Below are 26216 nucleotides of genomic sequence, written 5' to 3'. Positions count from 1 at the left end.
TGACTATATTAGTCAGAAAGGCTGACTACAAGGAGCCGAGCATGGACCCCGATCAGTACTGGCGAACCATCACCGATCAGCGCCGCGCCATCGCCGGGCTCCTGGCCGAGCTCACTCCCGCCGAACTCGACGCCCCCTCGCTGTGCACGGGCTGGCGCGTCCGCGATGTCGCCGCGCACGTCGCGCTGGCACCCCAGCCGCCCGGCCCCCTCGCCATGCTGCGCGAGGCCGCCCGCGCCCACGGCAGCTTCCACCGCCTCAACCACGACCTGGCCGTCCGCTACGCCGACACCACCCCCGACCTCGCCACCGCACTCGCGAGGCTGGCCGATTCCCGCGACCTGCCCGTGGTCACCAACCATCGCAACATCCACTTCGACATGATCGTCCACGCCCAGGACATCGCCCGCCCGCTCTCGCGCCCGATCGAAGTCGACGCGCAGGCGTGTGCGGTTGCCGCACAGCGTGTCTGGACGATGGGCTGGCCGTTCTGGGCCCGCCGCCGGCTACGCGGTGTGACCCTCGTGGCCGAAGACTCCACATGGACCGTTGGGACCGGCCCCGAAATCCACGGCTCCACGCTGGATCTGCTCCTACTTCTCACCGGAAGACCGAGCGTTCTGCCCGCCCTGACGGGCGCAGGTGTGGAGTCGCTGACCGCACGATGAGAGGCCGGCTGCTGCCGGTTTGCTCACCCCTCGAGCCCGGTTCCGGGTCCGAGGCCCGTGCTAATCTCCCAGGTCAAAGCAGTGGACCGGCGAGAAGGGGTGGGGATGAAACGGGCGGGGATGGCGATAGTGCTCGCGGGTCTGGCGGTTGTCGGGGCGGCCGGATGCGAGGAGGGGAAGTCGACGTCGAAGGGGACGACTACGACGGCCAAGCCGGTGTTGTGGAATCCGTGTACGGAGATTCCTGATGCGTTGTTGACGGAGGTGGGGGTCGACCCGGCGACGGAGGAGAAGGGGGTTGCGGGTGTTCCGCAATCCGGGTGGGAGGTCTGTGGCTGGGACGGACCAGAGTTCGCGCTGACCGTCTACACAACCGACAAGCAGGTCAGCTACTTCGAGCAGAAGCCGGGCAACGTCGACTTCACCGACGTCACCATTGCCGGGCGACAGGGTCGCCAGTTCAAGGTCGAAGGTGACACCCGCAACCTGTGGTGCGATGTGGTGTTCCCAGCCGAACAAGGCGTAGTCCAGCTCGCGATCGGCAATTCGGCGATCGCCGACGGCCCGCTCGAGGACCCATGCGTTTACCTCCAGCGCGCGGGTTCCGTCCTCGTGCCGACCTTTCCGGCATAAGAGCGATGCGATGACGCAGCCAACGCCGTACAGCCGACTGGTCGAACAAACGAAGTCGGGCGAGGTCTATCTCAACGACGAAGCCGCAGCCTTCCACATGTACAAGGCCTGCGACACGCGACTGACAGATCTCCAGAAGTTGCTCAATGTGGCCCAACGTGTGCAGAACGTCACCGGCTTCGGCGATTTCGATATCGCCAGGCAGTTGGAGACGAAGTTCCGTGCACAAGCCGTCGGCGAACCGAATTCGATCTACGAGGTAATCCTGCAGGACATCGAGGCCGTGCAGCAACTCCGCGAAGTCTTCGCCATTTCCTTCAAACGCCTGACCAGCACCGATATCGAAAACGCCAACGCCATGGACTACATCTCCGAGCAGGTGACCCCATGACCGGCATGCAGAGCATCAACGGCCTCGACCTCTACGGCAAGCTGCGCGACCTGGTCTCCTTCTCCGGTGACGACGGCGAACTCGACAGTTCCGAAATCGCCGACATCCAGGACGAATACAACGACCAGCGCGCAGTCACCCGGCAGCAGGCGAGCCAGCTCGGTTTCGACGGCGAATTCCGTCCGCGAACGGTGGTCGAGAACAACTTGTTCGCCGGTACCGTCGCCGAGCTTCGCGCCAAGGTCGACAAGATCGATCTCGATGCCGTCAACGATCTGATCGGCGCGTGGACCGAGATCTCCACCCGCAACGCCACCTCCCTCGACGAGTTCCGCAAGCAGATCTCGCGCGGGATGTCGCCCGATGTCTGGGCGGGTTCGGCCGCGAACGCCGCCGCCCAGACCGTCGCGGCCTACGACACCACGGGCAAACGGGTCACCACCGCGGCCGCCCTCACCAGCAACAAACTGGTCGAGTTGCGGACGGGCCTCGAACCGACGAAACGTCTTGTGCCCCATCAGCCTGAGCACCGCAGCGGGGTCGACAACTTCACCGGCCTGTTCACCGGCCGAGCGTGGCGCGATGACGATGTGGCGGAGGAGAATGCGCGGGTCGAGGCGGTGCGTGTACTCCAAACCGTCTATGCGCCGGTCGTTTACGAGTCCGACACGAATGTTCCGGTCATTCCGATCCCCAAGGCTGTGGACAACGCTGGGGATCCCGAAATTCCCGGTGGTGGTGCACGTCCCGGCGATCAAGACTCGCCGACCGGTCAGCCCGCGGCGACACCGAGCACGCCCGCGGCTGTCACCCCGGCGACCGACCCCGGCGAAACGCCCGGCGACACCTCCGCCGACGACGAAGACCAGAATTCTTCCGAGGACGACACCCCACAAGCCACCGACCCCTCGTCGACCACCCCGGCCTCGACGACTCCCGCCGCGACCACCCCGCAATCGACGACTCCAGGATCTCCCGGAAGTCCGAGCAGCACAGGCCTTCCCGGTGGCGGCTCACCGGGCTCAGGCGTGCCGGGTGCCGGTTCGCCCGGCGCCAGTTCGCCGGGGGCGGGTGCGGCGGTACCCGGCAACCCCGCGTCGGCCGGTGCAGGGGCGAACCGTGGCGGCGGAGCGGGCGCTGCGGGCCGCTCCGGGATGCCCGGCATGATGGGCCCGGGCGCGGGGCGTGGCGTCGGCAAGGACGACGAGTCGACCAAGGACATCCCCGACTACCTCGTCACACAGGAGAACGGCGAGGAGCTCACCGGCCTGGACAGCCTGCCCAAGATGGTCCCGCCCGTCATCGGCGCCGACTGAGTGCCGATCTCGATGGAACAGAGTAGATTTCCCGTGCGCACCTGGCATCTCACCGCCCTCGACTTCCGCACCCTGTGGGAAGCCGCGGGGCGCGACGTCCTCCCGTACCCCTTACATCACCAGTACACCGACGTCGAGACCTACGCCGAGGTCCTGCGCCTGCGTCGCAAGGCCGCCGAGAACCTGATGGCCGAATTCGACTCCGACCTCGACCGCGCCATGGCCGCCCTGCTCGCACCGCACGCCCGCGTCGAGGTGGCGGGTGCGTCGCGCGGCGTGCGAACCATCCGCGCCCACGGCGGCACCCGCGACACCTACGCCTCCCTCGCCGTGCAGGCCCCCGGCGACACCCGCAACCCCGGCGACATCACCTTGCACTTGATGACCCCCAACGCCCTGGCCGCCGCCGTCCTCTCCACCCTCCCCAAAGTCTCACCCGGCCGCGGCCGCGAATTCCGCGTCACCGCAGCCGAACTCGCGGCCCCCCGCCCGCACACCCGCGACCGCTGGAACCCCACCCCCCGAGAACAACTGGAAACCTTCCTCGCCAAACCCACCGACACTCTCACCCACATCGGCGTCTACGCCCACGCCAGCGTCGACAACCGCCACACCGAAGGCCGCGACGACTTCCAGCTCCACGACCTCCCCGGCGACGGCCGTTACGTCTTCTACGGCGAAACCACCTTCACCGTAAAACCCACCACCCCCACCCGAATCCACAGAACCCTCACCACCATCCTCGAATCCACCGCCACCAAAGCCCGCACCGGCACCTACCGCCCGGCCTGATCGTCGAGGGCGCCCGGTCGAGGTCGGCTGCAGCCCCGGCAGCTCGAGGCGGGTGGATCAGATGGCCAGCACGGTCTTTCCGCGTGCGCTCCCCGCGCCGAGTACGGCGGGTGCGGCTTCCAGCGGCACCGTCATCTGGACCGGGACCACCACATCGCCTGCCGCCACGCGCCCGAGCAAACGGCTCAGTTCCGGACCGCGTCCTTTGGATTCGAAGTTGCCGCCGGTGATGCCGCGCTCGGTGAGTGCCTGTTCGTCGGCGGCCCAGACGGTGGAGTAGGCGTGGCCGCCGCGGCGAACGAGGGTGGCGTGGTCGGCGAAGGCCGGTGCGGTGCTGACCAGGTCGAACAGGACGTCGATGCCGTCGGGGTGGGTGAAGCGCACGGCGTCGACGATGTTCGAGTCGACCTGGGTGGAGGGGTCGTGCGGGTCGGTGCGGACCTGGGTGTAATCGACGGTTTCGGCGGCGCCGAGGCGGGCGACCTGGTCGGTGGCGTCGGCGCGGGCGGTCGCGATCACGTGGGCGCCGGCGATATTGGCCAGCTGCACCAGAAAGGAACCGACACCGCCGGTGGCGCCGACGATCAGCACGGTCTGGCCGGGCTGGATGTGGGCGGCATCGACCAGGTCCTGGGCGGTGAGCCCGGCGATGGGCAGGGCGGCGGCGGCGACCGTGGTGATGCCGTCGGGGATCTTCACCAGCGTGGCGTCCTCGGGAACCGTCGCGTACTGGGCCCAGCTGCCGTGGCCGGCGGGGGCGGTCAGGAATTTGCCGACCACCTTGTCGCCCACGGCGAACGAGGTGACGCCCGATCCGACCGCTGACACGGTGCCCGCGCCGTCCACGCCGAGGATCATCGGGAAGTCGGTCGGCATTTTTCCTTCGAGCAGCCCGTCGGCCATCTTCAGGTCGAACGGGTTGACCCCCGCGGCGTCCAAGGCGACCTGCACTTCACCCGGACCGGGTTCGGGCACCGGCATATCGGCGAGTTCGGGAGTGGCACCGAACTTGTGAACCACGATGGCGCGCATGGTCGACAACTCCTCGTATCGGGGGTGATCCAGGCACCGCAATCCTAGGCTGAGGGGGCTCCGACATGCGGCGTAGCGTGAGGCGGCGTGGCGAACCGGCGAGAAAAAGATTAAGTTGAGCGGAACAGACTCAACTTTGCCGACGTTGAACAAGTCGATACCGGAATTACCCCGAGGAGACCAGTGGACTCGTTCAATCCCACCACCAAGACCCAGGCGGCCCTGACGGCCGCCCTGCAGGCCGCGTCGGCGGCGGGCAACCCGGAGATCCGTCCGGCGCACTTGCTGGTGGCGTTGCTGGATCAGACCGATGGCATCGCCGCCCCGCTGCTCAAGGCCATCGGTGTCGACCCCGCGACCGTCGAACGGGAAGCGGGCGACATCGTCGACCGGCTGCCGCGCGCCACCGGCGCCACGACCACACCGCAGCTCGGCCGTGAGGCGCTGGCCGCGATCACCGCCGCGCAAAGGCTGGCCACCGAACTCGGCGACGAATACGTCTCGACCGAGAACCTGCTGGTCGGCCTGGCCGACGGCAGCGGCGAGGTGGCCGAGCTGCTGCGCAGACACGGCGCCACTCCCGAAGCGTTGCGTGATGCCTTCACCACGGTGCGCGGCAGCGCGCGGGTCACCAATCCCGACCCCGAAGCCTCCTACCAGGCACTCGAGAAGTACTCCACCGACCTCACCGAGGCCGCCCGCACCGGCAAGCTCGACCCGGTGATCGGGCGCGACACCGAGATCCGCCGTGTGGTGCAGGTACTGTCGCGGCGCACCAAGAACAACCCGGTGCTCATCGGCGAACCGGGCGTCGGCAAGACCGCCATCGTCGAGGGCCTCGCCAAGCGCATCGTCGACGGTGACGTGCCGGAGTCGTTGCGCGGCAAGAAGGTCGTCTCCCTCGACCTCGGCGCGATGGTCGCGGGCGCGAAGTATCGCGGCGAGTTCGAGGAGCGGCTCAAGGCCGTGCTCGACGACATCAAGAACAGCGCGGGCGAGATCATCACCTTCATCGACGAACTGCACACCATCGTCGGCGCGGGCAGCACCGGCGACTCGTCGATGGACGCGGGCAACATGATCAAACCGCTGCTCGCGCGCGGTGAGCTGCGCCTGGTCGGCGCCACGACGCTCGACGAGTACCGCAAGTACATCGAGAAGGACGCCGCGCTGGAACGTCGGTTCCAGCAGGTGCTGGTCGGCGAGCCGACGGTGGCCGACACCATCGGCATCCTGCGCGGCATCAAGGAACGCTACGAGGTGCACCACGGCGTGCGGATCACCGACTCCGCGCTGGTGGCGGCCGCGACGCTGTCGGACCGCTACATCACCTCCCGCTTCCTGCCGGACAAGGCGATCGACCTGATCGACGAGTCGGCGTCGCGGCTGCGGATGGAAATCGACTCGCGCCCGGTCGAAATCGACGAGGTGGAGCGCGCGGTGCGCCGACTCGAGATCGAGGAGGTCGCGCTCGAGAAGGAGACCGACGAGGCGTCCAAGCAGCGCCTGGAGAAACTGCGCCAGGAACTGGCCGACGACCGCGAGAAGCTCAACCAGCTCACCACCCGCTGGCAGAACGAGAAGAACGCCATCGACTCGGTGCGCGGGCTCAAGGAGGAGCTCGAGCGCCTGCGCGGCGAATCCGAACGTGCCGAACGCGACGGCGATCTCGGCAAGGCCGCCGAGCTGCGCTACGGCCGCATCCCGGCGCTGGAGAAGCAGCTGGCCGCGGCCGAAGAGGCCAGCGGTGCGGCCGCGAGCGGTGAGGTGATGCTCAACGAGGAGGTCACCCCGGACGACATCGCCGATGTGGTGTCCTCGTGGACCGGTGTGCCGGTGGGGCGGATGCTCGAAGGCGAAACCGCGAAACTGCTGCGGATGGAGACCGAGGTCGCCGGGCGTGTCGTCGGCCAGGAAGAGGCCGTGCAGGCGGTGTCCGACGCCGTGCGCCGCTCGCGTGCCGGGGTGGCCGACCCGAACCGGCCGACGGGCTCGTTCATGTTCGTCGGGCCGACCGGTGTCGGTAAGACCGAGCTGGCCAAGTCGCTGGCGGAATTCCTGTTCGCCGACGAACGCGCCATGGTCCGCATCGATATGAGCGAGTACAGCGAGAAGCACTCGGTGGCTCGCCTGGTCGGTGCGCCTCCCGGTTACGTCGGCTACGACCAGGGCGGTCAGCTCACCGAAGCGGTGCGCAGGCGGCCGTATTCGGTGGTGCTGTTCGACGAGATCGAGAAGGCACACCCGGACGTGTTCGACATCCTGCTGCAGGTGCTCGACGAGGGCAGGCTCACCGACAGCCAGGGCCGTACGGTCGATTTCCGCAACACCATCCTCATCCTCACCTCCAACCTGGGCGCCGGTGGCACCAAGGACCAGGTGATGGACGCGGTGCGCCGAGCGTTCAAGCCGGAGTTCCTCAACCGGCTCGACGACGTGGTGATGTTCCACGCGCTCGACGCGAAACAGCTGGAGTCGATCGTCGACATCAACCTGCGTCAGCTGCAGAAGCGGTTGTCACAGCGCAGGCTCACCCTCGATGTCACCGAGGAGGCCAAGCAGTGGCTCGCGGTGCGCGGTTACGACCCCGCCTACGGCGCGCGCCCGCTGCGCAGGCTGATCCAGCAGGCCATCGGCGACAGCCTGGCCAAGGAACTGCTCTCCGGCACGGTCACCGATGGCGACACGGTGTCGGTGAGTGTGGACGACGCCGCCGACAAGCTGGTCGTCGGCCGCGAAGTTGTCCACAGTTCATGATTTATCCACAGCCCGGTGCGTAGGACCCTCTCTACGCGCCGGGCTGACCTACGCTGGGGACATGACGAATCCGAACGATCCGTGGGGACAACGCCCGGAGGATTCGCCGACGGAACGGCTGGGTTCGCCAGGGAACGAAACCACACGGCCGTACGGCGGTGGGTTCGACGAGTGGGGCCAACCGTCGAACCCCACCCAGGCGTTACCGCCGCACGACGCTCAATGGGGACCGTATGAAAGTGGTTATCCCGCAGAGCAACCCGCACCCCAACCGGCCTACGGGCAGGGATATCCGCCCGCCCCGCCGCCGGGCTACGGGCCGCCGCAGCAGCCCGAATATCCACCGCGACCACAGGACGGCGACCAGGAACCGCCGAAGAAGCACACCGGCCTGTGGATCGCGCTCGGCCTGGCCGTCGTGGCGCTCATCGCCTTCGGCGGCATCCTGGCCGGTCTGATGCTCACCGGTGGCGGCGGTTCCGACGACGACACCGCCGCCGCACCACCCACCACCCAGACCCTGCAACCACCGACCAGACAGACCACCCCGACCGCGCCGCCGAACGCGAGCGGCCTGCCCGGCTTACCCGGCCTCGGCGGCACCGAAGACCTCGGCGCCACCATGGGCAGCATCACCGCCAACACCGGCTCCGAGATCACCATGAGCACCCTCGGCGGGTCGAGTGTGCGGGTGCTGATCGACGAGGCCACGCAGGTGATCTCGCTGAGCACCACCAAGGCGAGCGAACTTCCGGTGGGTGACATGGTTATGGTGCAGGGCGACAAGAACCCAGACGGGTCGATCCGCGCCAAGATCATCATCAGCACGGCGCTCCCGAGCGGCCCCCGATGAGCGACCCGCGCGTCGAATCCCCGGTGCTACCGGGCAATCACGGCGACGGCTGGATAGGCTAGGCGACGATGACGGCTATGTGGTTCGGCTTGGCGGCGATCGCACTCGTTGGTGCGGTCGTACTGCTGTATTTCGATCGGGTCCAGCGACAGCGCACCGGACACGCCCGCCAGGTGTGGGCGAAGTCCCAGGGCTATACCTATGTGTCGGTGGAGCCCGCCCTCGCCTCGACGTGGCGGCGCGGCGCGCTGACCAAGCTCGGGTACCTGTCCGCGGTCGACGTGGTCTCCGGCATCCGCAAGGGCGAGAAGTTCGTGCTCTTCGACCTGGAAGACGCCGCCACGCTGGTGGCCGTGCGCCGCCAGATCGGGTCCGAGATCGACGTCGACATGCGGCTCAAGACCGCGTCGCCGCCCAAGGACCACGATCTGGAACTGCTCGGCGCCATCGGCGACCGGGTGGTGTTCGCCACCGACCCCGAGATCGCCCGGCACGCCGTCGACCAGCGGATGGTCGGCTTCATCGAATCCCTGTCCGACACCGTGCAGATGCTGTGGAGCGAGGGCAACTGGACCCTCGGCATGCTCCCGGTCGGCAGCGGGTCCAAGGACTGGGAGACCGCGATCGACGCCGTGCTTCGTCTGTCGGGTCTGCTGCACGTGCTGCCGCCGGTGGCCGAGCCGAACGAATACACCCGTCCCCGTTCGGGAATCGGTGAACCCTCGCCCGACGGGTTCCGCGACGAGTACGACGACGACTACGCTCCGGCCGCCCGCGTGCCCGATACCGACGGCCGCGCCCGCTTCCCCGGTCCCGACGACGAAACCGATGTCGACGACCACTACGGCCGCGCCGCCGAACCGCTGTTCCCCGCGCGCCCCGCCCAGGCACCCGACGACGACTACGACCGCCTGCCGCCGCGCAAACCCGCCTTCGCGGCCGACCCGGATTTCGATCCCGACCTCGACGACCCGGATTTCGAGGACCAGCCCGCGCCCGGCCGCCGTCCGCTCGGCGAACCGCCGAAGCGCCCGTCGCTCGCCGTCGTCCCGGAACCGCGCCCGCGCGTGGAGCCGCCGCGTCCGCGCACGGAAGACCCGCGTCCGCGCGCGGACGAACAGCGTGCCGACGACGAGTCCGACCAGCCCGGCGGCCCCTTCCACCCCGGCTTCCGCCCCTACCAGGGCCCCGTCCCGAAGTGATCCCGATGCCGTGACACGGCATCATCCGTCGACCCGAATCGACCAGCTATGACCGATATTCCCGCGCGCCTGCCCGGTGCGTCCCGACCCGTCGCCCTGATCACCGGCCCCACCTCCGGCATCGGCCTCGGCTTCGCCCATCGCCTCGCCGCCCTCGGCTACGACCTGGTGCTCGTCGCCAGGAACGAGGTGCGGTTGCGTGGCCTCGCCGACGAACTCGGCCGCCGGTACGCCACCTCCGCCGAGGTCCTCGTCGCCGACCTCGCCGATGACGACGACCGCGCCCGCGTCGCCGAACGTGCCGAGGCCGGCCTCCAATTCCTGGTCAACAACGCCGGTTTCGCGCACTCGGGGGAGTTCTGGACCCTTGAGCCCGCCGAGTTGCAGGCCCAGCTCGATGTGAACGTCACCTCGGTCGTGCAGCTCACCAGGGCCGCACTGCCCGCGATGATCGCGGCCGCGTCCGGTTCGATCGTCAATGTGGCCAGCGTGGCGGGGCTCGTGCCCGGCCGCGGATCCACCTATTCGGCGTCGAAGGCCTATGTCGTCGCCTTCACCGAAGGTCTCGCGGGTGGACTGTCCGGCACCGGTGTGCGCATCCAGGCCCTGTGCCCCGGCTTCGTGCACACCGAGTTCCACGAGCGCGCCGGAATCGAGATGAGTTCGCTGCCCAAGGCGCTGTGGCTCGAGGTGGACCAGGTGGTCGACGGCTGCCTGCACGACCTGGAAGCGGGCCGGGTCATCAGCGTTCCCGGTCTGCAGTACAAGGTCATCACCACGGTGGCGGGGATGGTTCCGCGCACCCTCATCACGCGGCTCAATCGCGGCCTGTTCAACGCACGCGGCAGGACCTAGGGCATGGCGTGGGCCCCGGCGGCGGCAGCGTAGCGTAATCGCGCAGGGCCCACGCAGATGACCGAAAGGAAACCGCATGATCGACCAGGCACGTCAGGCGCTCACCGAAGCCGATCGCGACCAGTTGGCCGCGCTCGTGCGCGAGCTCGCGGTCGTGCACGGCAAGGTGACACTGTCCTCGGGCAAGGAGGCCGACTACTACGTCGACCTGCGCCGCGCGACGCTGCACCACCAGGCCGCCCCGCTGATCGGGTCGCTGCTGCGTGAGCTGGTCGCCGACTGGGACTTCGACGCCGTCGGTGGGCTCACCATGGGCGCCGATCCCGTCGCGATGGCCGTCATGCACGCGCCCGGTCGCCCGATCGATGCCTTCGTCGTCCGCAAGGCCGCCAAGGCCCACGGCATGCAGCGCCAGATCGAGGGCCCCAACGTCGTCGGCAAGCGCGTGCTGGTGGTCGAGGACACCACAACCACGGGCAATTCGCCGCTCACCGCCGTGCGCGCGCTGCGTGACGCGGGCGCCATCGTGGTGGGTGTGGCCACCGTCGTGGACCGCGAAACCGGTGCTGACCAGGTGATCGCCGCCGAGGGGCTGGAATACCGCTCCATCCTCGGTCTCGACGACTTGGCTCTGAGTTAGCCTGAACATCGGAAAACTCGGACGGCGACGAAGCCGTCCGGCAGGTGAGAAGGACGTGTGAGTCACCCGTGGTGAGCATTGCAGTTAACAAAGGTCGCGACAACGTCGCGATGCTCGGGATCGGTGCCTACCGCCCGCAGCGCATCGTCAGCAATGCCGAGGTGTGTGAGGTTCTCGACTCGACGCCCGACTGGATCTTCGAACGCACCGGCATCCACAACCGGCGCTGGATCAGCGGCGACGAGACCATCCGCTCGATCGCGGCGGCCGCGGGCGAGCGCGCGCTGAAGAACAGCCCGGTCGACCGCGCCAAGATCGGTGCGGTCCTGCTGTGCACCTCGAGCTGGCTCAAGCTCACCCCGCACGGCGCGCCGTCGGTGGCCTACGACCTCGGCCTCAACGGTGTGGCCGCGTTCGACCTCACCTCCGGCTGCGGCGGTTTCGGCTACGGCCTCGGCGTCGCCGCCGACCTGATCCGCGCCGGTTCGGCCGAATACGTGCTGGTGATCGGCGCCGAGACCATGACGGTCGGTCTCGACCCGACCGACCGTGGCACCGCGATGATCTTCGGTGACGGCGCGGGCGCCGTCGTCGTCGGCCCGGCCGAGGAGAACGGCATCTCGCCCACGGTGTGGGGCAGCGACGGCGAGAACGCCGAAGCCATCGCCCAGGACGTCGACTTCCTCGCCTACATGAACAAGGCCCAGGCCATGCAGGGCACCGATCCCGAGGTGGAGCCGGTCGGCCGCATGTCGTTGCACATGGAGGGCCCCAAGGTCTTCCGGTGGGCCGCGGTCACCCTGCCGCGCGCCTTGTCGGCGGCGCTGGACGCCTCCGGTGTGGCCAAGGAGGACATCGAGGTGTTCATCCCGCACCAGGCCAATGCCCGCATCAACGAGCTGATGAAGAAGAACCTCGGCCTCGCCGAGAACATCCCGATGGCCAACGACATCGAGAACACCGGCAACACTTCGGCCGCCTCGATCCCGCTGGCGATGGAGGAGATGCTGGTGACCGGTAAGGCCAAGGGCGGTCAGCTGGCGCTGCTGCTCGGCTTCGGCGCGGGCCTGAGCTACGCGGGCCAGGTCGTCACCTTGCCGCCCGCCCCGAAGGAACCGAGCTTCTGACGATGCGTCCGTTGCGCGCGGGCTATCTCGCGGCGGCGGCGGTCACCGTTCTCGGTGCCGTCACCGGCCGCGAACGCCTGCAATGGGTGGCCAAGCCGCTGCTGATGCCGTTGCTCGCGGCCGACGCGGTGACCAGCGGCGCTGTCGACCCGGCCGAGCGCCGGATCTTGCTCGCCTCACTGGCCGCCGCCACCGTCGGCGACGTCCTGCTCATCGACCCGGACGACGACCGCCGCCTCATCGCGGGCGCGTCGTCGTTCGCGGTGATGCAGACGGGATACGCGCTGCTGTGGTGGCAGCGTGGGGCCCGTCCCCGTCCCGAGATCGCCGTGCCGCGCCTGCTCGCCTGGGCGGGCGCGGCCGCGCTGCTCCGCGCCAAGGCCCCGGCACTTGCTCTGCCGCTCACCGCGTACGGCGCGACGCTCGGAACCGCCGCGACCCTCGCCTCGGACCCTGCCCTGGCTCCCGATGCGAAAAATATTGCCGGACTGAACATTCCGAACGAGGACCCGCGCAGCCGCTACGGCTCGGGCGCGTTGCTGTTCACCGTTTCCGACGGCCTGATCGTCCTGCGCCGCCTCTTCGCGAAGTCCGAAAGATCCCGCCGCATTACCGAAGGCATCATCCTCGCCACCTACGCGGCGGCCCAGTACCACCTCACCGTCGCACCGCCGACCCGGGCTGCGACAGCCGCCGACCAGAAGGTGCGCTGAACGCGGCTCGAGTTGCACCCTGACTGCCTCGACGGCGACCTGGCGGCATGGGTGCACTAGGTCGCGAGCGTCGACCCTCAGGCCGGGTCGACGCGTGCCGACCCGCTGGTCAGCTCACCGCGAGGAACGTCAGGACGGTCGCGCCGATGCGGATGATGTCGCCGTCGCCGAGCAAAGCCCCACTGTCGATGGGCAATTCGTTCACATAGACACCGTTGGCCGAATGCAGATCCTTGATCAGCAGGCCGGCGCGGCTGGGCATGATGTGGGCGTGGTAGCGGCTCGCCTTGGGGTCGTCGAGGACCAGTTCGTTGTCGGTCATGCGCCCGATTCGCAAGCCGCCGTGCGGAATCGGGATGGTGCGGCCGTCGGCGAAGCGCAGGTTGCCGTTGCGGATCGAGCGTGGCACCTCGGTGACTGTCTCCGTCATCGCGGCGGCGACCTGCTCGGATCGCTTGAAGGCCTGCACATTCAACGGTTCCTGGCGAAGAACGCGCTGCTCGAGTTCGATCAGCGCCGCGCCCGGGTCGATGCCGAGTTCCTCGGCGAGGACGGAACGAACCCGGCGGCACGCCTCGAGCGCGTCGGCCTGACGACCAGACAGGTACAGCGCGGTGATGAGCTGACCCCACAGCGGTTCGCGCAGCGGGTTCTCGTTGGTCATGGTGACCAACTCACCGATCACCGAAGACGAACGCCCACAGGCGATTTCGGCATCGATGCGGGCAGAGGCGGCGAGTAGTCGCTCCTCGTTCATCGCGGTGGCGAAACCGTCGGCGAACTGCAGACCGGCCAGGTCGGCCAGCGCACGCCCCGACCACTCCCGCAGCGCCGCGCCGAACAGGTTGGCCGCACCGGGGTGGTCACCGGCGTCGAGGCAGCGCGAACCGGCCTCGCGTGCGTTCTCGAAGCGGCCAAGATCGCAAGCGGTGTCGGGGATTTCGAGCCGATATCCGGCGCCCTCGGTGCGCAGTACCTGTGCGGAGTCGATCCCCGCATTGCGCAGCGCCTTGCGGATATTGGAGACGAACACCTGCAGGCTCGCGGCGTACGAGTCGGGCGGATCCTCGTTCCACACCATCTCGGCGAGCACAGCCGACGACACCGCGCGCCGCCGGTTGACGGTGAGCGCGGCAAGCAGCGCGCGCGGCTTGGGCCCGCCGACCGCCACCGGCTCACCGCCGACGAGCAGTCGAACGGGCCCGAGCACACGGACATCAAGACTCATGAGCTCGGGCCCCGTTTGTTCGATACCGAATTCAGGAACCGCTGACGGAGCGACCGGCCGACTTGAGGTCGTTGCAGGCCTCGAGCACGCGCGCGGCCATCGAGGACTCGGCCTTCTTCAGGTAGCTGCGCGGGTCGTAGGTCTTCTTGTTGCCGACCTCGCCGTCGATCTTGAGCACACCGTCGTAGTTGGTGAACATGTGCCCGGCGACGGGGCGGGTGAAGGCGTACTGGGTGTCGGTGTCGACGTTCATCTTCACCACGCCGTAGCGCAGCGAGTCCTCGATCTCGGACTTCAGCGAGCCCGAACCGCCGTGGAAGACGAAGTCGAACGGCTGCGCGTCGGCGTCGAGGCCGAGCTTGGCGGCCGCCACGCGCTGGCCCTCGGCCAGCACCTCGGGCTTGAGCACCACGTTGCCCGGCTTGTACACACCGTGCACGTTGCCGAAGGTGGCGGCGAGCAGGTACTTGCCGTTCTCGCCGGCGCCGAGCGCGTCGATGGTCTTCTCGAAGTCCTCGGGCGAGGTGTAGAGCTTGTCGTTGATCTCGGCCTCGACACCGTCCTCTTCACCGCCGACGACGCCGATCTCGACCTCGAGGATGATGTTGGCGGCCTTCGAGAGCTTGAGCAGCTCCTTGGCGATCTCGAGGTTCTCGTCGATCGGGATGGCCGAGCCGTCCCACATGTGCGACTGGAACAGCGGGTTGAGGCCGTTGTTCACGCGCTCCTGGGAGATGGCGAGCAGCGGACGCACGTAGGTGTCCAGCTTGTCCTTGGGGCAGTGGTCGGTGTGCAGCGCGATCGTCACGTCGTATTTCGCGGCGACCACGTGCGCGAACTCGGCCAGCGCCACCGCGCCGGTGACCATGTCCTTCACGCCCTGGCCCGAAGCGAACTCGGCGCCGCCGGTGGAGAACTGGATGATGCCGTCGCTCCCGGCCTCCGCGAAGCCCTTGATGGCGGCGTTGATCGTCTCCGACGAAGTGCAGTTGATAGCCGGGAATGCGAACGAGTGCGCCTTGGCCCGGCCGAGCATCTCGGCGTAGACCTCCGGAGTCGCGATAGGCACAGCAGTGACCTCCGTCTGTGGGGAGCAAAAAACCAATTCTGTCAGGCCACACCCTAGGTTAGGAAGTGATCGATGAGTTCACCGGCTGGTTTCCACCTCCTCGCCCACACCCATTCACTTCACAGCCGCGACCGGTACTGTGGGGCCCGTGACTTTGCTGGCGGTTTCCGATGTGATGACGCACAACCTCGCGTTGACCCAGTTGCTGGACCCGATGTATCTGCTCCAGGACACGTGGCTGAAGAACGCGGTGCTACCCGCCATCCTGGCGATTGTCTTCATCGAGACCGGCCTGCTCTTCCCGTTGCTGCCCGGTGACTCGCTGCTGTTCACCGGTGGCATGCTGGCCGCGCAGGGCAGCCCGAACATCTGGGTGCTCGTCCCGCTGGTGATCGCGACCGCGTTCGCGGGCGACCAGTGCGCGTACTGGATCGGGCGAAAAATCGGGCCCGCGATCTTCCGCAAGGAGGACAGCCGCTTCTTCAAGAAGCAGTACGTCGTCGAGACCCACGAGTTCTTCGAGAAGCACGGCCCCAAGACGATCATCCTGGCCAGGTTCGTGCCGATCGTCCGCACGTTCATGCCGGTGCTCGCCGGTGTGTCGAAGATGAGCTACCGCAAGTACGTGGCGTTCGACATCGTCGGCGCCGTGCTGTGGGGCGGCGGTGTGACGATCATCGGTTACTTCCTCGGCAATGTGCCCTTCATTCGCGACCATGTGGAAGCGATCTTCCTGCTGATCGTGTTCGTCTCGATCCTGCCCGCCATCATCACCGTCGGTAAGAAGGTCGTGCTCGCGCGTCGCGCTGTCCCGGTTGTCCCCGTGGTGCCCGCCGAGCCTGCCGAACTGGCCGTCTCGACGAACAAGACGCTCTGATCGACGTGACAGCGGGACCATCCACCTACGCCGTCGGCAGCTTCGATCCGCTGGTCTCGGCCGGGCCCGCTGTGGTCTGCACGGTCGTGCTGGTGTTCGTGTTCCTGGAATGCGCGTTCATCATCGGGCTGTTCCTGCCCGGCGATTCGATGCTGATCACCGCGGGTATCGTGCTCGCCTCCCACGCCAACGGCGAAGCGCAGGTGTGGGGGCTTTCCGTAGGCACCATGCTGGCGGCGATCGCCGGGAACCAGGTGGGATACCTGGTCGGCCAGCGCACCGGCCATCGTGTGGTCGCGCGCAAGAACGGCCGCTACATCAATACCGAGAACCTGGCGAAGGTGACGCATCTGCTGGAACGGCACGGGTTCTTCGCGGTGATGATCGCCCGCTGGATCCCGTGGGTGCGCACGCTGTGCCCGATGGTCGCGGGCGCGGCCGGGATGGACCACCGCAAGTACACGATCGCCAGCACCATCGGCGCGATCATCTGGGCGCCGGTGCTGCTGCTCATCGGCTATTACGCGGGTGAGTTCCTCGAGCGGGTGTCGTGGTTGATGCCCGCGGTGATCGGCACCCTCGTCGTCGGCCTGATCATCGGCACGGTGATCGGCATCCGGCACTACCGCCAGGAAATGGCCAAGCCCGCCGAGGACTACGAAGTCGAGTGCGAGGCGGGCGTCGGCGAGCGCTAGAGGCCCGCAGCACTCACCTGGTAGGCGGCTTCCATCAGCATCCAGCCCGACAGCTGCACCGACAGATCGCGTTCGGGAACCACCGACGCGGTCACCGAACCACCCGCGGTGAACTTGCCCGCGCCCGCCGAACCGCCCGGCAGGCGGGCCGGTTTGCTCCAGTCGTAGCCGAACAGCGGTTCGCCCTCCACCTCGAGGCGGTTGCTCCAGGCGGCGGTGGCCGAGGTCTTCACGATGGCCGCGGCGATGCGGCGCGCGGCCTCGGGGCGTTTGCCCTCGCCCGGCAGCATCAGCGCGACGACGGCCAGGTAGCGGGCGAGGATGCCGTTGAACAGGCCGCCGTCGCCCCCGCCACCGCCGGAGATCACCAGTCGGTGGGTCATGTGGTCTTCCACCGCGTCGACCAGGTCGACGGCGCGGTCGATGTGGCGGTCGTCGTCGGTGTGCACCGCCAGCTCGGCTTCCAGGCCGAGCACCACACCCTGGCAGTAGGTGAACGTGGGTCGTTCGATCTCGCCGGAGGGCAGGTGGATGCCGTCGAGGACGAGACCGGTCGCCGGGTCGCGCAGGGTGTCGTGCAGCCAGTCGGCCATCTGCTGGGCGCGTTCGACCTGGCCGAGTCGCAGCAGGGCGATGCCCGCGGGGCCGTTCGCCGGTGCGTTGTAGAAGTCGGACCGCACCCGCCACGGGATGCCGCCGCCGACCCCCGGGTTCCACGAGCTGTAGAGCTGCTGTTCCAGGGCGAGCAGACCGCCACGCGCCGCGCTGAGTTCCTGGGTGCGTTCGGCGCGTTCGAGTGCGATGGCCAGCCAGGCCATGTCGTCGTAGTAGCGGTTGGTCCAGCCGGTGATGTTGCGCATGCGGTGCGAGCGCGCGATGGCGGCGATGCGCCTGCGCCGGGCCGGTGTCGGTACCCGGTTCGCGGCGTCGATCGCGCAGTCGAGCAGGTGCGCCTGCCACCAGTAGTGCCAGCTGCCGAACAGGCGTTCACGCCGGGTGGCCGGCCAGCCGACGACACCCAATTCCGTTCCGGGACAACCCCACAGCGCGCGCAGGTGGCGCGAGATGATGGCCGATTCGGCCATGTCGGCGCGTTCGGACCACAGCGCAGGGGTCGGTACGGATCCGGTATCAGTCGGCTGCGGGCGCCGGCCCCCACGCGAGGTCATGGGGTCCATGTTGCCAGGTCGGTGTGCATGCGGGGCAAGGAAATTGTGGTCTGTGGCGACCGGTGTGGCGTGGCAGACCTGATGTGACGCGCGGGATTCAGGTGATCGGCCAGGCCAGTGACAGATCGGCGTGCTGACGGATCCAGGTGTGCATGGCGATACCTGCCGCGACACCCGCGTTGATGCTGCGGGTCGAACCGAACTGGGAGATCGAAACCGTAAGGGCGGCAGCGTCTTTCGCGTCGTCGCTGACGCCGGGCCCCTCCTGGCCGAACAGCAGGAGGCATTCGCGCGGCAGCTGGGCGGTTTCGAGCGGCACCGAGCCGGGCACATTGTCGACGGCCACCACGGTGAGTCCTTCGCGGACGGCGTAGTCACGCAGCTCGGTCAGGTCGGCGTGGTGGACCAGGTGCTGGTAGCGGTCGGTGACCATGGCGCCGCGCCGGTTCCAGCGGCGCCGGCCGACGATGTGCACCGCGGCGGCGGCGAAGGCGTTGGCGGTGCGGACCACGGTCCCGATATTGGCGTCGTGGCCGAAGTTCTCGATGGCCACGTGGAAGGGGAAGCGGCGGGCGTCGATGTCGGCGACGATCGCCTCGCGCTTCCAGTAGCGGTAGGCGTCGACCACATTGCGGCGGTCGCCCTCGGCGAGCAGCACCGGGTCGTAGCGCTCGTCGGTGGGGGCGGGCGTGCCGTACTCCTGCTCCCACGGGCCGAGACCGTGTGGATGTTCACCCCACTCGGTGGGTCCCGCGACGTCGGCCTCTGGTTCGATCACCCGCAGGATGCTAGCTCAGTAGGTCGATGTGTCCGCCGACGCACCGATCACCATGAGCACCACCGCGAGCACGATGAACAGCAGCATGATGCCGAGCATCGCGGAACCGATGATGCCCATGATGTAGCCCGCGTACACCTGCGAACGGCCGCCGATCGTGCCGTTGGACGCGTCGATCTCGGCCAGCGCCGACTTGGCCTTCAGCCAGGCGAACGGCGCGGTGAGACCGCAGAACGACACCCCGATCACCCCGAGCACCAGCACAAGGGTGGACTCCGGGTGGTCCGGCGGGCGGTAGTAGCCCTGCGGCGGTAGCGGGTAACTCATAGGCCGCATGGTAGCCGGGGCATCAACCCTGCTCGGTCATCATCGGGGGATCCGGCTCGGGGGTGGGCAGCGCGACAAGGGGGCTGCCCCGGCGCAGGGTGCGCTGCCAGCGCAGCGGATCGTAGACGGCCGGTTCGGTTTCCTCGATGAACTGCCGGATGAGCGTCACGAAGCGGTCCGGATCGAAGTGGTGCGGGAAATGGCCCGCGCCGGTGAAGATTTCGATGCGACTGCCCGGGAAGGCGCGATGCGCGCGGGTAGCGTGTCCGGAGGGGATGACGGTGTCGCGGGTGCCGCCGATGACAAGGGTGGGCAGGTGGGCGGCCAGGTAGCCGCGATCGAGCATGGTGATGGTCTGCCCGCGCCGGTCGGCTGCCGCGCGGATGGTCCGGAGGAAGGCGTTGCGGGCGCCCGATTCGGCCAGGCCGCCGTAGAGGCGGAGCACGTATTCGGCGTCGGGTCCGAGGCCGAGCCCGCCGACCGCCGTGACCAGCGGGATCGCGGCACGCACCGCCGTACGCACCGGCCAGCTGGTGACGGCCATCAGCGCCGGCCCGGCGCCCGCGATCGTGGCCAGCCGGAACGCCGGGTGCACGCCCGCACCCATGCCGGCCGGGCACACCAGCGCGAGCCGCTCCACCTTCTCCGGGAACTGGTAGGCGAACTGCAGGGCGACCCCGCCGCCGAGCGAATGCCCGACCACGGTGACCCGTTCGACGCCGAGCACGCTGAGCAGGTCACGCATGCCGTTGGCATAGGCGGCTACCGCGTAGTCGGCGCGCGGCTTGGCGGATTCACCGTGCCCGAGCAGGTCGGGTGCGATGACGGTGTAGTGCTCGGCGAGCGCGTCGAAGACAGGAGCCCAGGTCCCGGAACTGTCGGTGATGCCGTGGATGAGCAGCACCGGCGGACCTGTCCCGGCCATCCGATACGCACGCCGATACCCGTGCACCTCGATGAACCGCACATTCCCGTTCATCAACGAAGCGTGCGCGCGGGGTGTTGCGGGACGACAACACGCAGGTAAGCGACATGTGACACCGCGTATCAGCTACGCGGTGCACAGGGCTTCACCTCAGGTCAGGCGGATTTCCGCGGCGGCGCGGCCGAAGAGCTTGCGGCCCTCCGAGGTTCCGCTCAGCAGCACGGTGGCCGCGCGGCGGTCGGTGTCGATCGACTTGATCTTGCCGGAGAACTGGATCTCGCCCGCCGCGGTCGGTGGGACCGGGACGAAACCGGAGAAACGCACGGCCAGCTTCTCGATGGCGGTCGGGTCACCGAGCCAGTCCGTGAGGTACTGGGCGGCCAGGCCCATGGTGAGCAGGCCGTGGGCGACGACGGTCGGCAGGCCGGCCAGTTCGGCGGCGCGGTCGCTGAAGTGGATCGGGTTCGGGTCGCCCGAGACGCCCGCGTAGTTGGCGAGGTCGCCACGGGTGACGCGCGCGGTGGCGACCGGCAGCTCCATGCCCTTGGTCAGCGATTCGAACGCGGGGCCGGTGTGCACGGGCACGAACTCGCGCGGCGGCACGGCGGGGGCGGGGCCGGTGCGGCGGATCAGGAGGTCGTCGGCGATGCCGGTGTCGCCGGGACGCGGGTGCATGCTGATGTTCTCGACGGCCTCGACGATATTGGGGTCGACCTCCACGCCGCGGCGCGCGACGATGGTCGTCGTCCCCTGCACCGCCACCTCGTCGTGCTGGTTCACCAGCTTGAAGCCGACATTGACGAAGTCGTTGTCGGCGAACTGGCGGATCGACTCGATCTCGATCTCCGTGCGGATCCGGTCGCCTGCCAGCATCGGGCGGAAGATCTCGAACACCTGGTCGGTCTGCAGCACCTGCGACAGGTCGTACTCGGTGAGTACCCCGTCGAGCAGGGCGCGGGTGGCGCTCATCCCGATCACCGACGCGAAGGTCGGCGGTGCGATCACCGCGTCGTAGCCGAGCTTGCGGGCGTCGACCTCGTTCTGGTGCGCGAGATGCGTGTTCTGCACCGCCCGGGCGAATTCGCGGATCTTCTCGCGCCCCACCTCGTAGTGATCGCGGAATCCGAAGCGCTGGCCCACCAGCGCCGCCTCCGGGACCACAGCTTCGATGTCCGGCTGCGACGTTGTGTGTTCCGTGCTCATGATCCGAAAAATGATACTGGGTGCACAGTGCCCGATACCAGTTATGTGTGACCCGTCATAGCACCTCTGACCGGCGCTACGACGGGTCATCACCCGTTCAGGGGGCCGCCGTGGGGTCGCACACCTTCCAGCCGCCGTCGGTCTTCTGCAGGTCGAAGGTGCGTGCGGTGCGCTTGGATTCCGCCGCCGTGTACACCGTGGCCTCGGCCAGCGCCGTGTCGTCGGTGATCCGTACCGCGTCCACGCTGTCGACCACCGGAATGGACCCCTGCTCGGTCGAGAGCTGATGCACGCCCTGGAACTGCTCGGTGCTGATGCCCTGGTAGAAGTCGTGCAGCTGCCCGCAGGTGGTGGACCTCAGAGTTTCGAGATCACCGGCGCGCAGTGCGTCGGTGTACTCACCGATCACCGCCCGCACCTGTCCCTCCGGCGAATTGTCACCCGTCGTCATCAGCACGACGCCCACGATCAACGCGATGACGAGCACCGCCGCACCCGCCGCCGCCAACAGCAACCGCTTCGAACGACCCGCCCCCGCGGCGTTCGCCTGCTGCTGCGGTGCGGCCCCTTGCTGACCCGGCTCGATCCGTTGCGGAGGCGCCACCTGCCGCTGCCCATCCGCCAGGTGATGCGCGGGCCGCGTCGGCTGGATATCAGCAGGAGAAGGTGCCCCTGGCCCTTGGCCGCGAGCAATACCCGCCCCCTGCGGACCTTGCTGCGCCGACGGGCGGGTCTCCTCGATCCCTGGTCCTTGCGGTCCGCGAGGAGCTCCTGCCCCTTGCGGATCCTGGGGTGCCGACGGGCGGGTCTCCTCGATCCCTGGTCCTTGCGGTCCGCGAGGAGCTCCTGGCCCTTGCGGACCCTGGGGTGCGGACGGGCGGGTGTCCTCGGCCCCTGTTTTTTGCAGGCCGCGCGGAACTCCCGGTCCTTGAGGTGCCGATGGCCGTGCGTCTTCGGCCCGTGGTCCTTGCGGTCCGCGAGATGCCCCCGGTCCTTGCGGTCCTTGCTGTCCGCGCGGCCCTTGGGATGCGGATGGCCGTGTGTCTTCGACGCCGGCTCCCTGCGGTCCGCGGGGAGCGCCCGGCCCCTGGGGTCCTTGCGGTGCGGACGGCCGTCTGTCTTCGGCCCCGGCCCCACGGCCACCCTGCGGTCCCGACGGGCGCGCGTCCTCGACACCGGGCCCCTGCGCTCCCTGCTGCCCTGCCTGCCTGGGCCCCGCAGGGCCGCGCGGCGTGCTGGGTGGCGGCGTCACGGCCCGCCCACCGACAACCCGATCCGTCCCCCGCTGCACCGGAAAAGTGGTCGTAGGCGCATCCGCGGGATTGACCACGCGCATAGCAACGGTCTGATCCTCCGACCCGGATTCGCCCGTGCCGGAAGAACTCTCGCCCTTCTTCGACAACCCGCCGGCCCCGGCAGCAGCCCCAGCTCCAGCCGCAGCGGCCGTAGCCCCAGCCGCACCGCCGAGAGCTTTGCCGCCGCTCCCACCCGTCTGGTCCTGCGCCCGGGCATCCCCGCGCTGCTGCCCGGAACTCGTGGAGAACTTCTCCGTCGCATCCGCGCCCTGCGAATCACCCTCACGCACAGCGGATTCAGAGCCAACAGGTCGAGGCTGCCCCGCATCGTGGCTGCCGCGCGACTCTTCTCGCGCACCACGGGCGTCGGGTGCTCCAGCCCGCTCGATGTCGCGTGCAGTCTGCTCCCCGCGCGAATCATCTTGTGTCGCTCGAGTATCCGCGGCTACGGCCCGTTCGACCGCGTTCGGGCGCTGCTCGCCACGCTGCTCATCAACCCCCGAGTGGTCCACGCGCTCCGCGTCGCCTCGGCTCCCCGCCGAAACGCCACTGTTCGCTGCGGAAGTGTCACGGTTGGTGGACGCACCGGAGGGTTCGATCGAATCGCTTGTGCCGGGTCCGGATCCACGCGCGTCAGTGGGCGCGCCCTGCTTCCCGGCGTTGGGACGATCACCCGGCTCCATCCCGACGGTCGGCACATCTGCCGCACCCTGCTCGCCTCGATCGGCAGACGTCGACGGTCCGCGTCCGGGGATCCGCATCGCGGTGGTCGGCGCATCGGCACCACCGAGGCCTGCGGGATCAGGCTGTACCGGCGAATCGCCTTCGCCGCCAGTCGATTCCCCGGGAAGTCCCTTCGACAACCCTGCCAACGGCGATCCGCTCGCCGCCGCTGCCGAGCCCTGCTTTCCGCCCGGCTCGCGTCCTTGCCCGGCAGCCTGGCCCTGCCCACTGCCACGTCCGGCGGTCGCATCCGGCCCATTCGACGGCCGGTCACCACGCTGCTGCGATCCGGCTCCACGCTCCGCGCCGCCCACACCACTACCGCCGCGAGTATCACCTTCGCCGCCACCGGGGTGGCCGCCCTGTCCAGGCTGGTTCGCTGGTGCTCCAGCCGCAGAGCTCTGCTGACTCTCGACAACGCCTCCGGGACGACCTCGACCGCCTGCCTGTTCACCCGAAGGGCGCTGTGCGGCAGGACCATTCGTTGCCCGCGCGACCGGCGCCGCACGTCCTGGCCCCTGCTGTGGGCCGGGCCGACCTCCTTGGGGCGCGCCAGAAGCGTTGGGCCCGTTCGGCCCTGGTGCGTTCCCCGGTCGCCGGCCCGCAGCCCTGGGGTCACCGGACCCCGGTGTACCCGAGCGATCGTTCGAGGGTCCACTCGCTGGTCGCCCGCCCGATCCAGCTCCGGGCCCGTTCACGGGACGCCCAGCCGCCCCGGACGCGTTTCCCGGACCGTTCGCCCCCGGCGCATCGACCGGCCGCCCGGCAGCGCCGGGGTTGTTCGGACCACGGCCCGCCGCGCTGCCCGCTCCCGGCGGCATCGGATTCCCACCCTGGGGAGGACGATTTCCCGGACCGGCGGGACTCGGAGAACCGGGCCCCTGCGGACCACTCACCCGCGGCCCGGCCGGACCCTGCGGCGCACCAGCCCCACCGGCAGGTCGGAACCCGGGTCCGTAAGAACGTCCCGCACCCTGATCGCCCGGCAGCTCACTGCGCCGGATGACAACAGTCTCCGAGGTCCCGGCGGTCGCGCGCTCCGGCTCGGTCACCGCGTGCGGCACCGATTTCGGGGCTTCGGAACCCGGGCGGGTCGACTCGTCGGGCGACGGGTCGGCGTCATGGTGTGTCCCGGCCGCACCGGGACCACGGTCCTCGGCTGCTGGGTTGTTCTCGTCGGTCGGGTCGGACACCTAGTACCCCTCGCTCAGGCTCGAACGTTGAACTCCCGCCCAGCCTAATGCGCGGCGCGCGGGGGAGTTCGTCGATCACCCGTGGCGGGGTGGGTGGGCGTGGCGGTGCACAATGAACCCATGACCTCCTTCGGTGACCTGCTCGGACCGCAGCCGGTCCTCCTCCCTGAACTGATCGACGCCGAAGACGCCATCGCGGCGGGCACCGACCCCGTGAAGGTCGCCGCCGATCATCCGGCCGCGTCGATCGCGTGGGCCCAGCTCGCCGAGGCGGCGCTCGAGCGCAGCAACGGCGAGGTCGATCACGACACCGTCGCCGCCTACGCCTTCGCCCGCACCGGCTACCACCGCGGCCTCGACCTGCTGCGCCGCAACGGCTGGAAGGGTTTCGGCCCGGTGCCGTGGTCGCACGAACCCAACCAGGGGTTCCTGCGCAGCGTCGGCGCGCTGGCCAAGGCCGCGCAGGTGATCGGGGAGACCGAGGAATACGCCCGCTGCCTCGACCTGCTCGAGGACTGCGACCCCAACGCCGCCACCGAACTCGGTCTCGACTAGCCGGTCACCGGTTCGCAGGTGAGCGAGCACAGGCCGTTCGTCGAGGTCGCTACGCCCGTCGTAGCGGCCGCGAAGGTGAGTACCGTCGGCCGGTTCCGGCAATCGGTCGAGCGGTTGCGGCTGTCGGCGATCCCGATCATCCAGTGCGCGCTGGGCGCCGCGCTTGCCTGGTTCATCGCCCACGATGTGATCGGCCATATCGAGCCGTTCTTCGCCCCGACCGCGGCCGTCGTGTCGATCGGCATCTCTTTCGGCGCACGGATCCGCCGCTCGGTGGAGCTGGTCGTCGGTGTCGCGGTCGGCATCGGTATCGGTGACCTGTTCATCGCCCAGGTGGGCACCGGTGTGTGGCAGGTGGCGCTGGTCGTCGGCGGTGCGATGGCGGTGTCGGTGTTCCTCGACTCCGGGGCCATCATGACGATTCAGGCGGCGGGTTCGGCCGTGCTCGTCTCCACGTTGAACCAGGCTCCGGGCGCGGGTCCGTCCCGCATGATCGACGCGCTCGTCGGTGGCCTCGTCGGTGTGTTGATGGTGGCCGCCATCCCGCTGCATCCGGTTCGTCGCGCGCGTGAGCACGCCGCGCAGGTGCTGGATGTGATGAGCAAATCCATGACCGAGTGCGCCGACGGTCTGCTCGAGCAGAGTGCGGACAAGGTGCACGACGCGCTCACCGCCGTACGCGCCACCCAGAGCCAGATCGACGGACTCCGCTCTGCGCTGGAGGGCGGCCGCGAGGTGAGCCGCATCTCCCCGCTGTACTGGAATTCGCGAAAACGTCTCGCCCGCATCCGGGCCACCGCCGACCCGCTCGACAACGCCGTGCGCAACACCCGTGTGCTGCTGCGCCGTTCGCTCACCCTCGTCCGCGACGACGAGGTGCTCGATCCGCGCCTGATCGACCTGCTCCGTCAGCTCGGCGGCGCCACCGACGTGGTGCGCAAGATGATGCTCGCCGACCCGGGCGAGCAACCCGACCAGGCCGAGGCGGCCCGCTGCCTGCGCAGCGTCGCCAAGAACGCCCGCCCGGAACTCGTTGTGGGCGCGGGCCTTTCAGCACATGTGGTGTTCGCCCAGATTCGTTCGATCGTGGTCGACCTGATGGTGGTGTGCGGGATGCAACGCATCTCCGCGATCGCACTGCTCCCGCCGACCGTGCCGAACCCGTATGTCCCGCCGGAGGAGTGACCTGATCGGCAGGCC

General features: G+C 68.8%; 25 protein-coding genes. 16 read left to right on the top strand and 9 right to left on the bottom strand.

Annotated elements, in window-relative coordinates:
* Positions 1–41: 41 nt before the first annotated feature.
* The 5 genes from AB0F86_RS20200 to AB0F86_RS20180 all read left to right on the top strand — a co-directional run bounded on the left by AB0F86_RS20200 (position 42) and on the right by AB0F86_RS20180 (position 3800).
* The gene (locus AB0F86_RS20200; protein WP_356987168.1) at positions 42–668 is read left to right on the top strand and encodes a maleylpyruvate isomerase family mycothiol-dependent enzyme; all 627 of its coding nucleotides are present in this window, start codon (positions 42–44) and stop codon (positions 666–668) included.
* Positions 669–773: 105 nt separating this feature from the next.
* Complete coding sequence (locus tag AB0F86_RS20195; protein WP_356987170.1) at positions 774–1301, top strand: DUF3558 domain-containing protein; 528 nt, start codon at positions 774–776, stop codon at positions 1299–1301.
* A gap of 10 nt (positions 1302–1311) precedes the next feature.
* Positions 1312–1692: a hypothetical protein gene (locus tag AB0F86_RS20190; protein ID WP_356987171.1), complete on the top strand. Its 381-nt coding sequence runs from the start codon at positions 1312–1314 to the stop codon at positions 1690–1692.
* Positions 1689–3008, top strand: a complete 1320-nt coding sequence (locus tag AB0F86_RS20185) for a hypothetical protein (RefSeq protein ID WP_356987173.1) — start codon at positions 1689–1691, stop codon at positions 3006–3008. Before AB0F86_RS20190 ends, AB0F86_RS20185 begins: the two co-directional genes overlap by 4 nt.
* Positions 3009–3041: 33 nt before the next feature.
* Positions 3042–3800, top strand: coding sequence for an ESX secretion-associated protein EspG (locus AB0F86_RS20180; protein ID WP_356987175.1), 759 nt, complete (start codon positions 3042–3044; stop codon positions 3798–3800).
* Positions 3801–3857: 57 nt separating this feature from the next.
* Here the strand turns inward: AB0F86_RS20180 and AB0F86_RS20175 are convergent, their stop codons facing one another.
* Entirely contained in the window at positions 3858–4832 is a 975-nt protein-coding gene (locus tag AB0F86_RS20175) for an NADP-dependent oxidoreductase (protein ID WP_356987176.1), read from the bottom strand.
* A gap of 183 nt (positions 4833–5015) precedes the next feature.
* On the opposite strand from AB0F86_RS20175, the gene clpB reads away from it, so the two are divergent.
* From clpB to AB0F86_RS20140, 7 genes are all read left to right on the top strand, one after another.
* Positions 5016–7589 carry an ATP-dependent chaperone ClpB gene (gene clpB, locus AB0F86_RS20170; protein WP_181699912.1) on the top strand — a complete coding sequence of 858 codons (2574 nt, stop codon included), beginning with the start codon at positions 5016–5018 and terminating at the stop codon, positions 7587–7589.
* A gap of 61 nt (positions 7590–7650) precedes the next feature.
* The gene (locus tag AB0F86_RS20165) at positions 7651–8442 is read left to right on the top strand and encodes a DUF5666 domain-containing protein (protein WP_181699914.1); all 792 of its coding nucleotides are present in this window, start codon (positions 7651–7653) and stop codon (positions 8440–8442) included.
* 68 nt (positions 8443–8510) lie between these two features.
* Positions 8511–9644 carry a hypothetical protein gene (locus AB0F86_RS20160; protein WP_356987178.1) on the top strand — a complete coding sequence of 378 codons (1134 nt, stop codon included), beginning with the start codon at positions 8511–8513 and terminating at the stop codon, positions 9642–9644.
* 48 nt (positions 9645–9692) lie between these two features.
* On the top strand, positions 9693–10499 hold the full coding sequence (locus tag AB0F86_RS20155; protein ID WP_067484317.1) for an SDR family NAD(P)-dependent oxidoreductase: 807 nt from the start codon (positions 9693–9695) through the stop codon (positions 10497–10499).
* 76 nt (positions 10500–10575) lie between these two features.
* Positions 10576–11139: an orotate phosphoribosyltransferase gene (gene pyrE / locus AB0F86_RS20150; RefSeq protein WP_067484319.1), complete on the top strand. Its 564-nt coding sequence runs from the start codon at positions 10576–10578 to the stop codon at positions 11137–11139.
* 68 nt (positions 11140–11207) lie between these two features.
* Positions 11208–12266, top strand: a complete 1059-nt coding sequence (locus AB0F86_RS20145; protein WP_181699918.1) for a beta-ketoacyl-ACP synthase 3 — start codon at positions 11208–11210, stop codon at positions 12264–12266.
* A 2-nt stretch (positions 12267–12268) separates the two neighbouring features.
* Complete coding sequence (locus AB0F86_RS20140) at positions 12269–12979, top strand: lysoplasmalogenase (RefSeq protein WP_356987180.1); 711 nt, start codon at positions 12269–12271, stop codon at positions 12977–12979.
* A 109-nt stretch (positions 12980–13088) separates the two neighbouring features.
* Here AB0F86_RS20140 and AB0F86_RS20135 read toward each other — a convergent pair whose 3' ends face one another.
* Both AB0F86_RS20135 and fbaA read right to left on the bottom strand, forming a co-directional pair.
* Positions 13089–14207, bottom strand: coding sequence for a BTAD domain-containing putative transcriptional regulator (locus tag AB0F86_RS20135; RefSeq protein WP_181699922.1), 1119 nt, complete (start codon positions 14205–14207; stop codon positions 13089–13091).
* Between the two features lie 31 nt (positions 14208–14238).
* The gene (gene fbaA / locus AB0F86_RS20130; protein ID WP_181699924.1) at positions 14239–15276 is read right to left on the bottom strand and encodes a class II fructose-bisphosphate aldolase; all 1038 of its coding nucleotides are present in this window, start codon (positions 15274–15276) and stop codon (positions 14239–14241) included.
* 175 nt (positions 15277–15451) lie between these two features.
* Between fbaA and AB0F86_RS20125 the strand changes: the two genes are divergently transcribed.
* Together AB0F86_RS20125 and AB0F86_RS20120 are read left to right on the top strand one after the other, a co-directional pair.
* Positions 15452–16153, top strand: a complete 702-nt coding sequence (locus tag AB0F86_RS20125; RefSeq protein WP_181699951.1) for a VTT domain-containing protein — start codon at positions 15452–15454, stop codon at positions 16151–16153.
* Positions 16154–16158: 5 nt separating this feature from the next.
* Entirely contained in the window at positions 16159–16848 is a 690-nt protein-coding gene (locus tag AB0F86_RS20120) for a DedA family protein (protein WP_181699926.1), read from the top strand.
* Here AB0F86_RS20120 and AB0F86_RS20115 read toward each other — a convergent pair.
* From AB0F86_RS20115 to AB0F86_RS20090, 6 genes are all read right to left on the bottom strand, one after another.
* Complete coding sequence (locus tag AB0F86_RS20115; protein ID WP_225279184.1) at positions 16845–17933, bottom strand: glycoside hydrolase family 76 protein; 1089 nt, start codon at positions 17931–17933, stop codon at positions 16845–16847. The genes AB0F86_RS20120 and AB0F86_RS20115 overlap by 4 nt on opposite strands.
* Before the next feature lie 181 nt (positions 17934–18114).
* Complete coding sequence (locus AB0F86_RS20110; RefSeq protein ID WP_356987182.1) at positions 18115–18795, bottom strand: TrmH family RNA methyltransferase; 681 nt, start codon at positions 18793–18795, stop codon at positions 18115–18117.
* 15 nt (positions 18796–18810) lie between these two features.
* Positions 18811–19122 (bottom strand): DUF4190 domain-containing protein, encoded by a 312-nt coding sequence (locus AB0F86_RS20105; RefSeq protein ID WP_225278309.1) that lies wholly within the window; start codon positions 19120–19122, stop codon positions 18811–18813.
* A gap of 22 nt (positions 19123–19144) precedes the next feature.
* The gene (locus tag AB0F86_RS20100; RefSeq protein ID WP_225278310.1) at positions 19145–20101 is read right to left on the bottom strand and encodes an alpha/beta fold hydrolase; all 957 of its coding nucleotides are present in this window, start codon (positions 20099–20101) and stop codon (positions 19145–19147) included.
* Between the two features lie 96 nt (positions 20102–20197).
* A complete protein-coding gene (locus AB0F86_RS20095) occupies positions 20198–21250 on the bottom strand; it encodes a fused (3R)-hydroxyacyl-ACP dehydratase subunits HadA/HadB (RefSeq protein ID WP_356987184.1) in 1053 nt (350 codons plus the stop codon).
* Positions 21251–21347: 97 nt separating this feature from the next.
* On the bottom strand, positions 21348–21854 hold the full coding sequence (locus tag AB0F86_RS20090; protein ID WP_225278311.1) for a hypothetical protein: 507 nt from the start codon (positions 21852–21854) through the stop codon (positions 21348–21350).
* A gap of 2727 nt (positions 21855–24581) precedes the next feature.
* Between AB0F86_RS20090 and AB0F86_RS20085 the strand changes: the two genes are divergently transcribed.
* Positions 24582–25016 carry a DUF3151 domain-containing protein gene (locus AB0F86_RS20085; protein ID WP_067484401.1) on the top strand — a complete coding sequence of 145 codons (435 nt, stop codon included), beginning with the start codon at positions 24582–24584 and terminating at the stop codon, positions 25014–25016.
* Between the two features lie 75 nt (positions 25017–25091).
* Entirely contained in the window at positions 25092–26201 is a 1110-nt protein-coding gene (locus tag AB0F86_RS20080) for an FUSC family protein (RefSeq protein ID WP_225279185.1), read from the top strand.
* Positions 26202–26216: the final 15 nt, after the last annotated feature.

The sequence above is a fragment of the Nocardia sp. NPDC023733 genome (assembly GCF_040639775.1).
Classification (GTDB): domain Bacteria; phylum Actinomycetota; class Actinomycetes; order Mycobacteriales; family Mycobacteriaceae; genus Nocardia; species Nocardia rosealba.
Note: the sequence above shows the minus strand (reverse complement) of the source record. Positions and strands in the feature narration are given on the sequence as shown.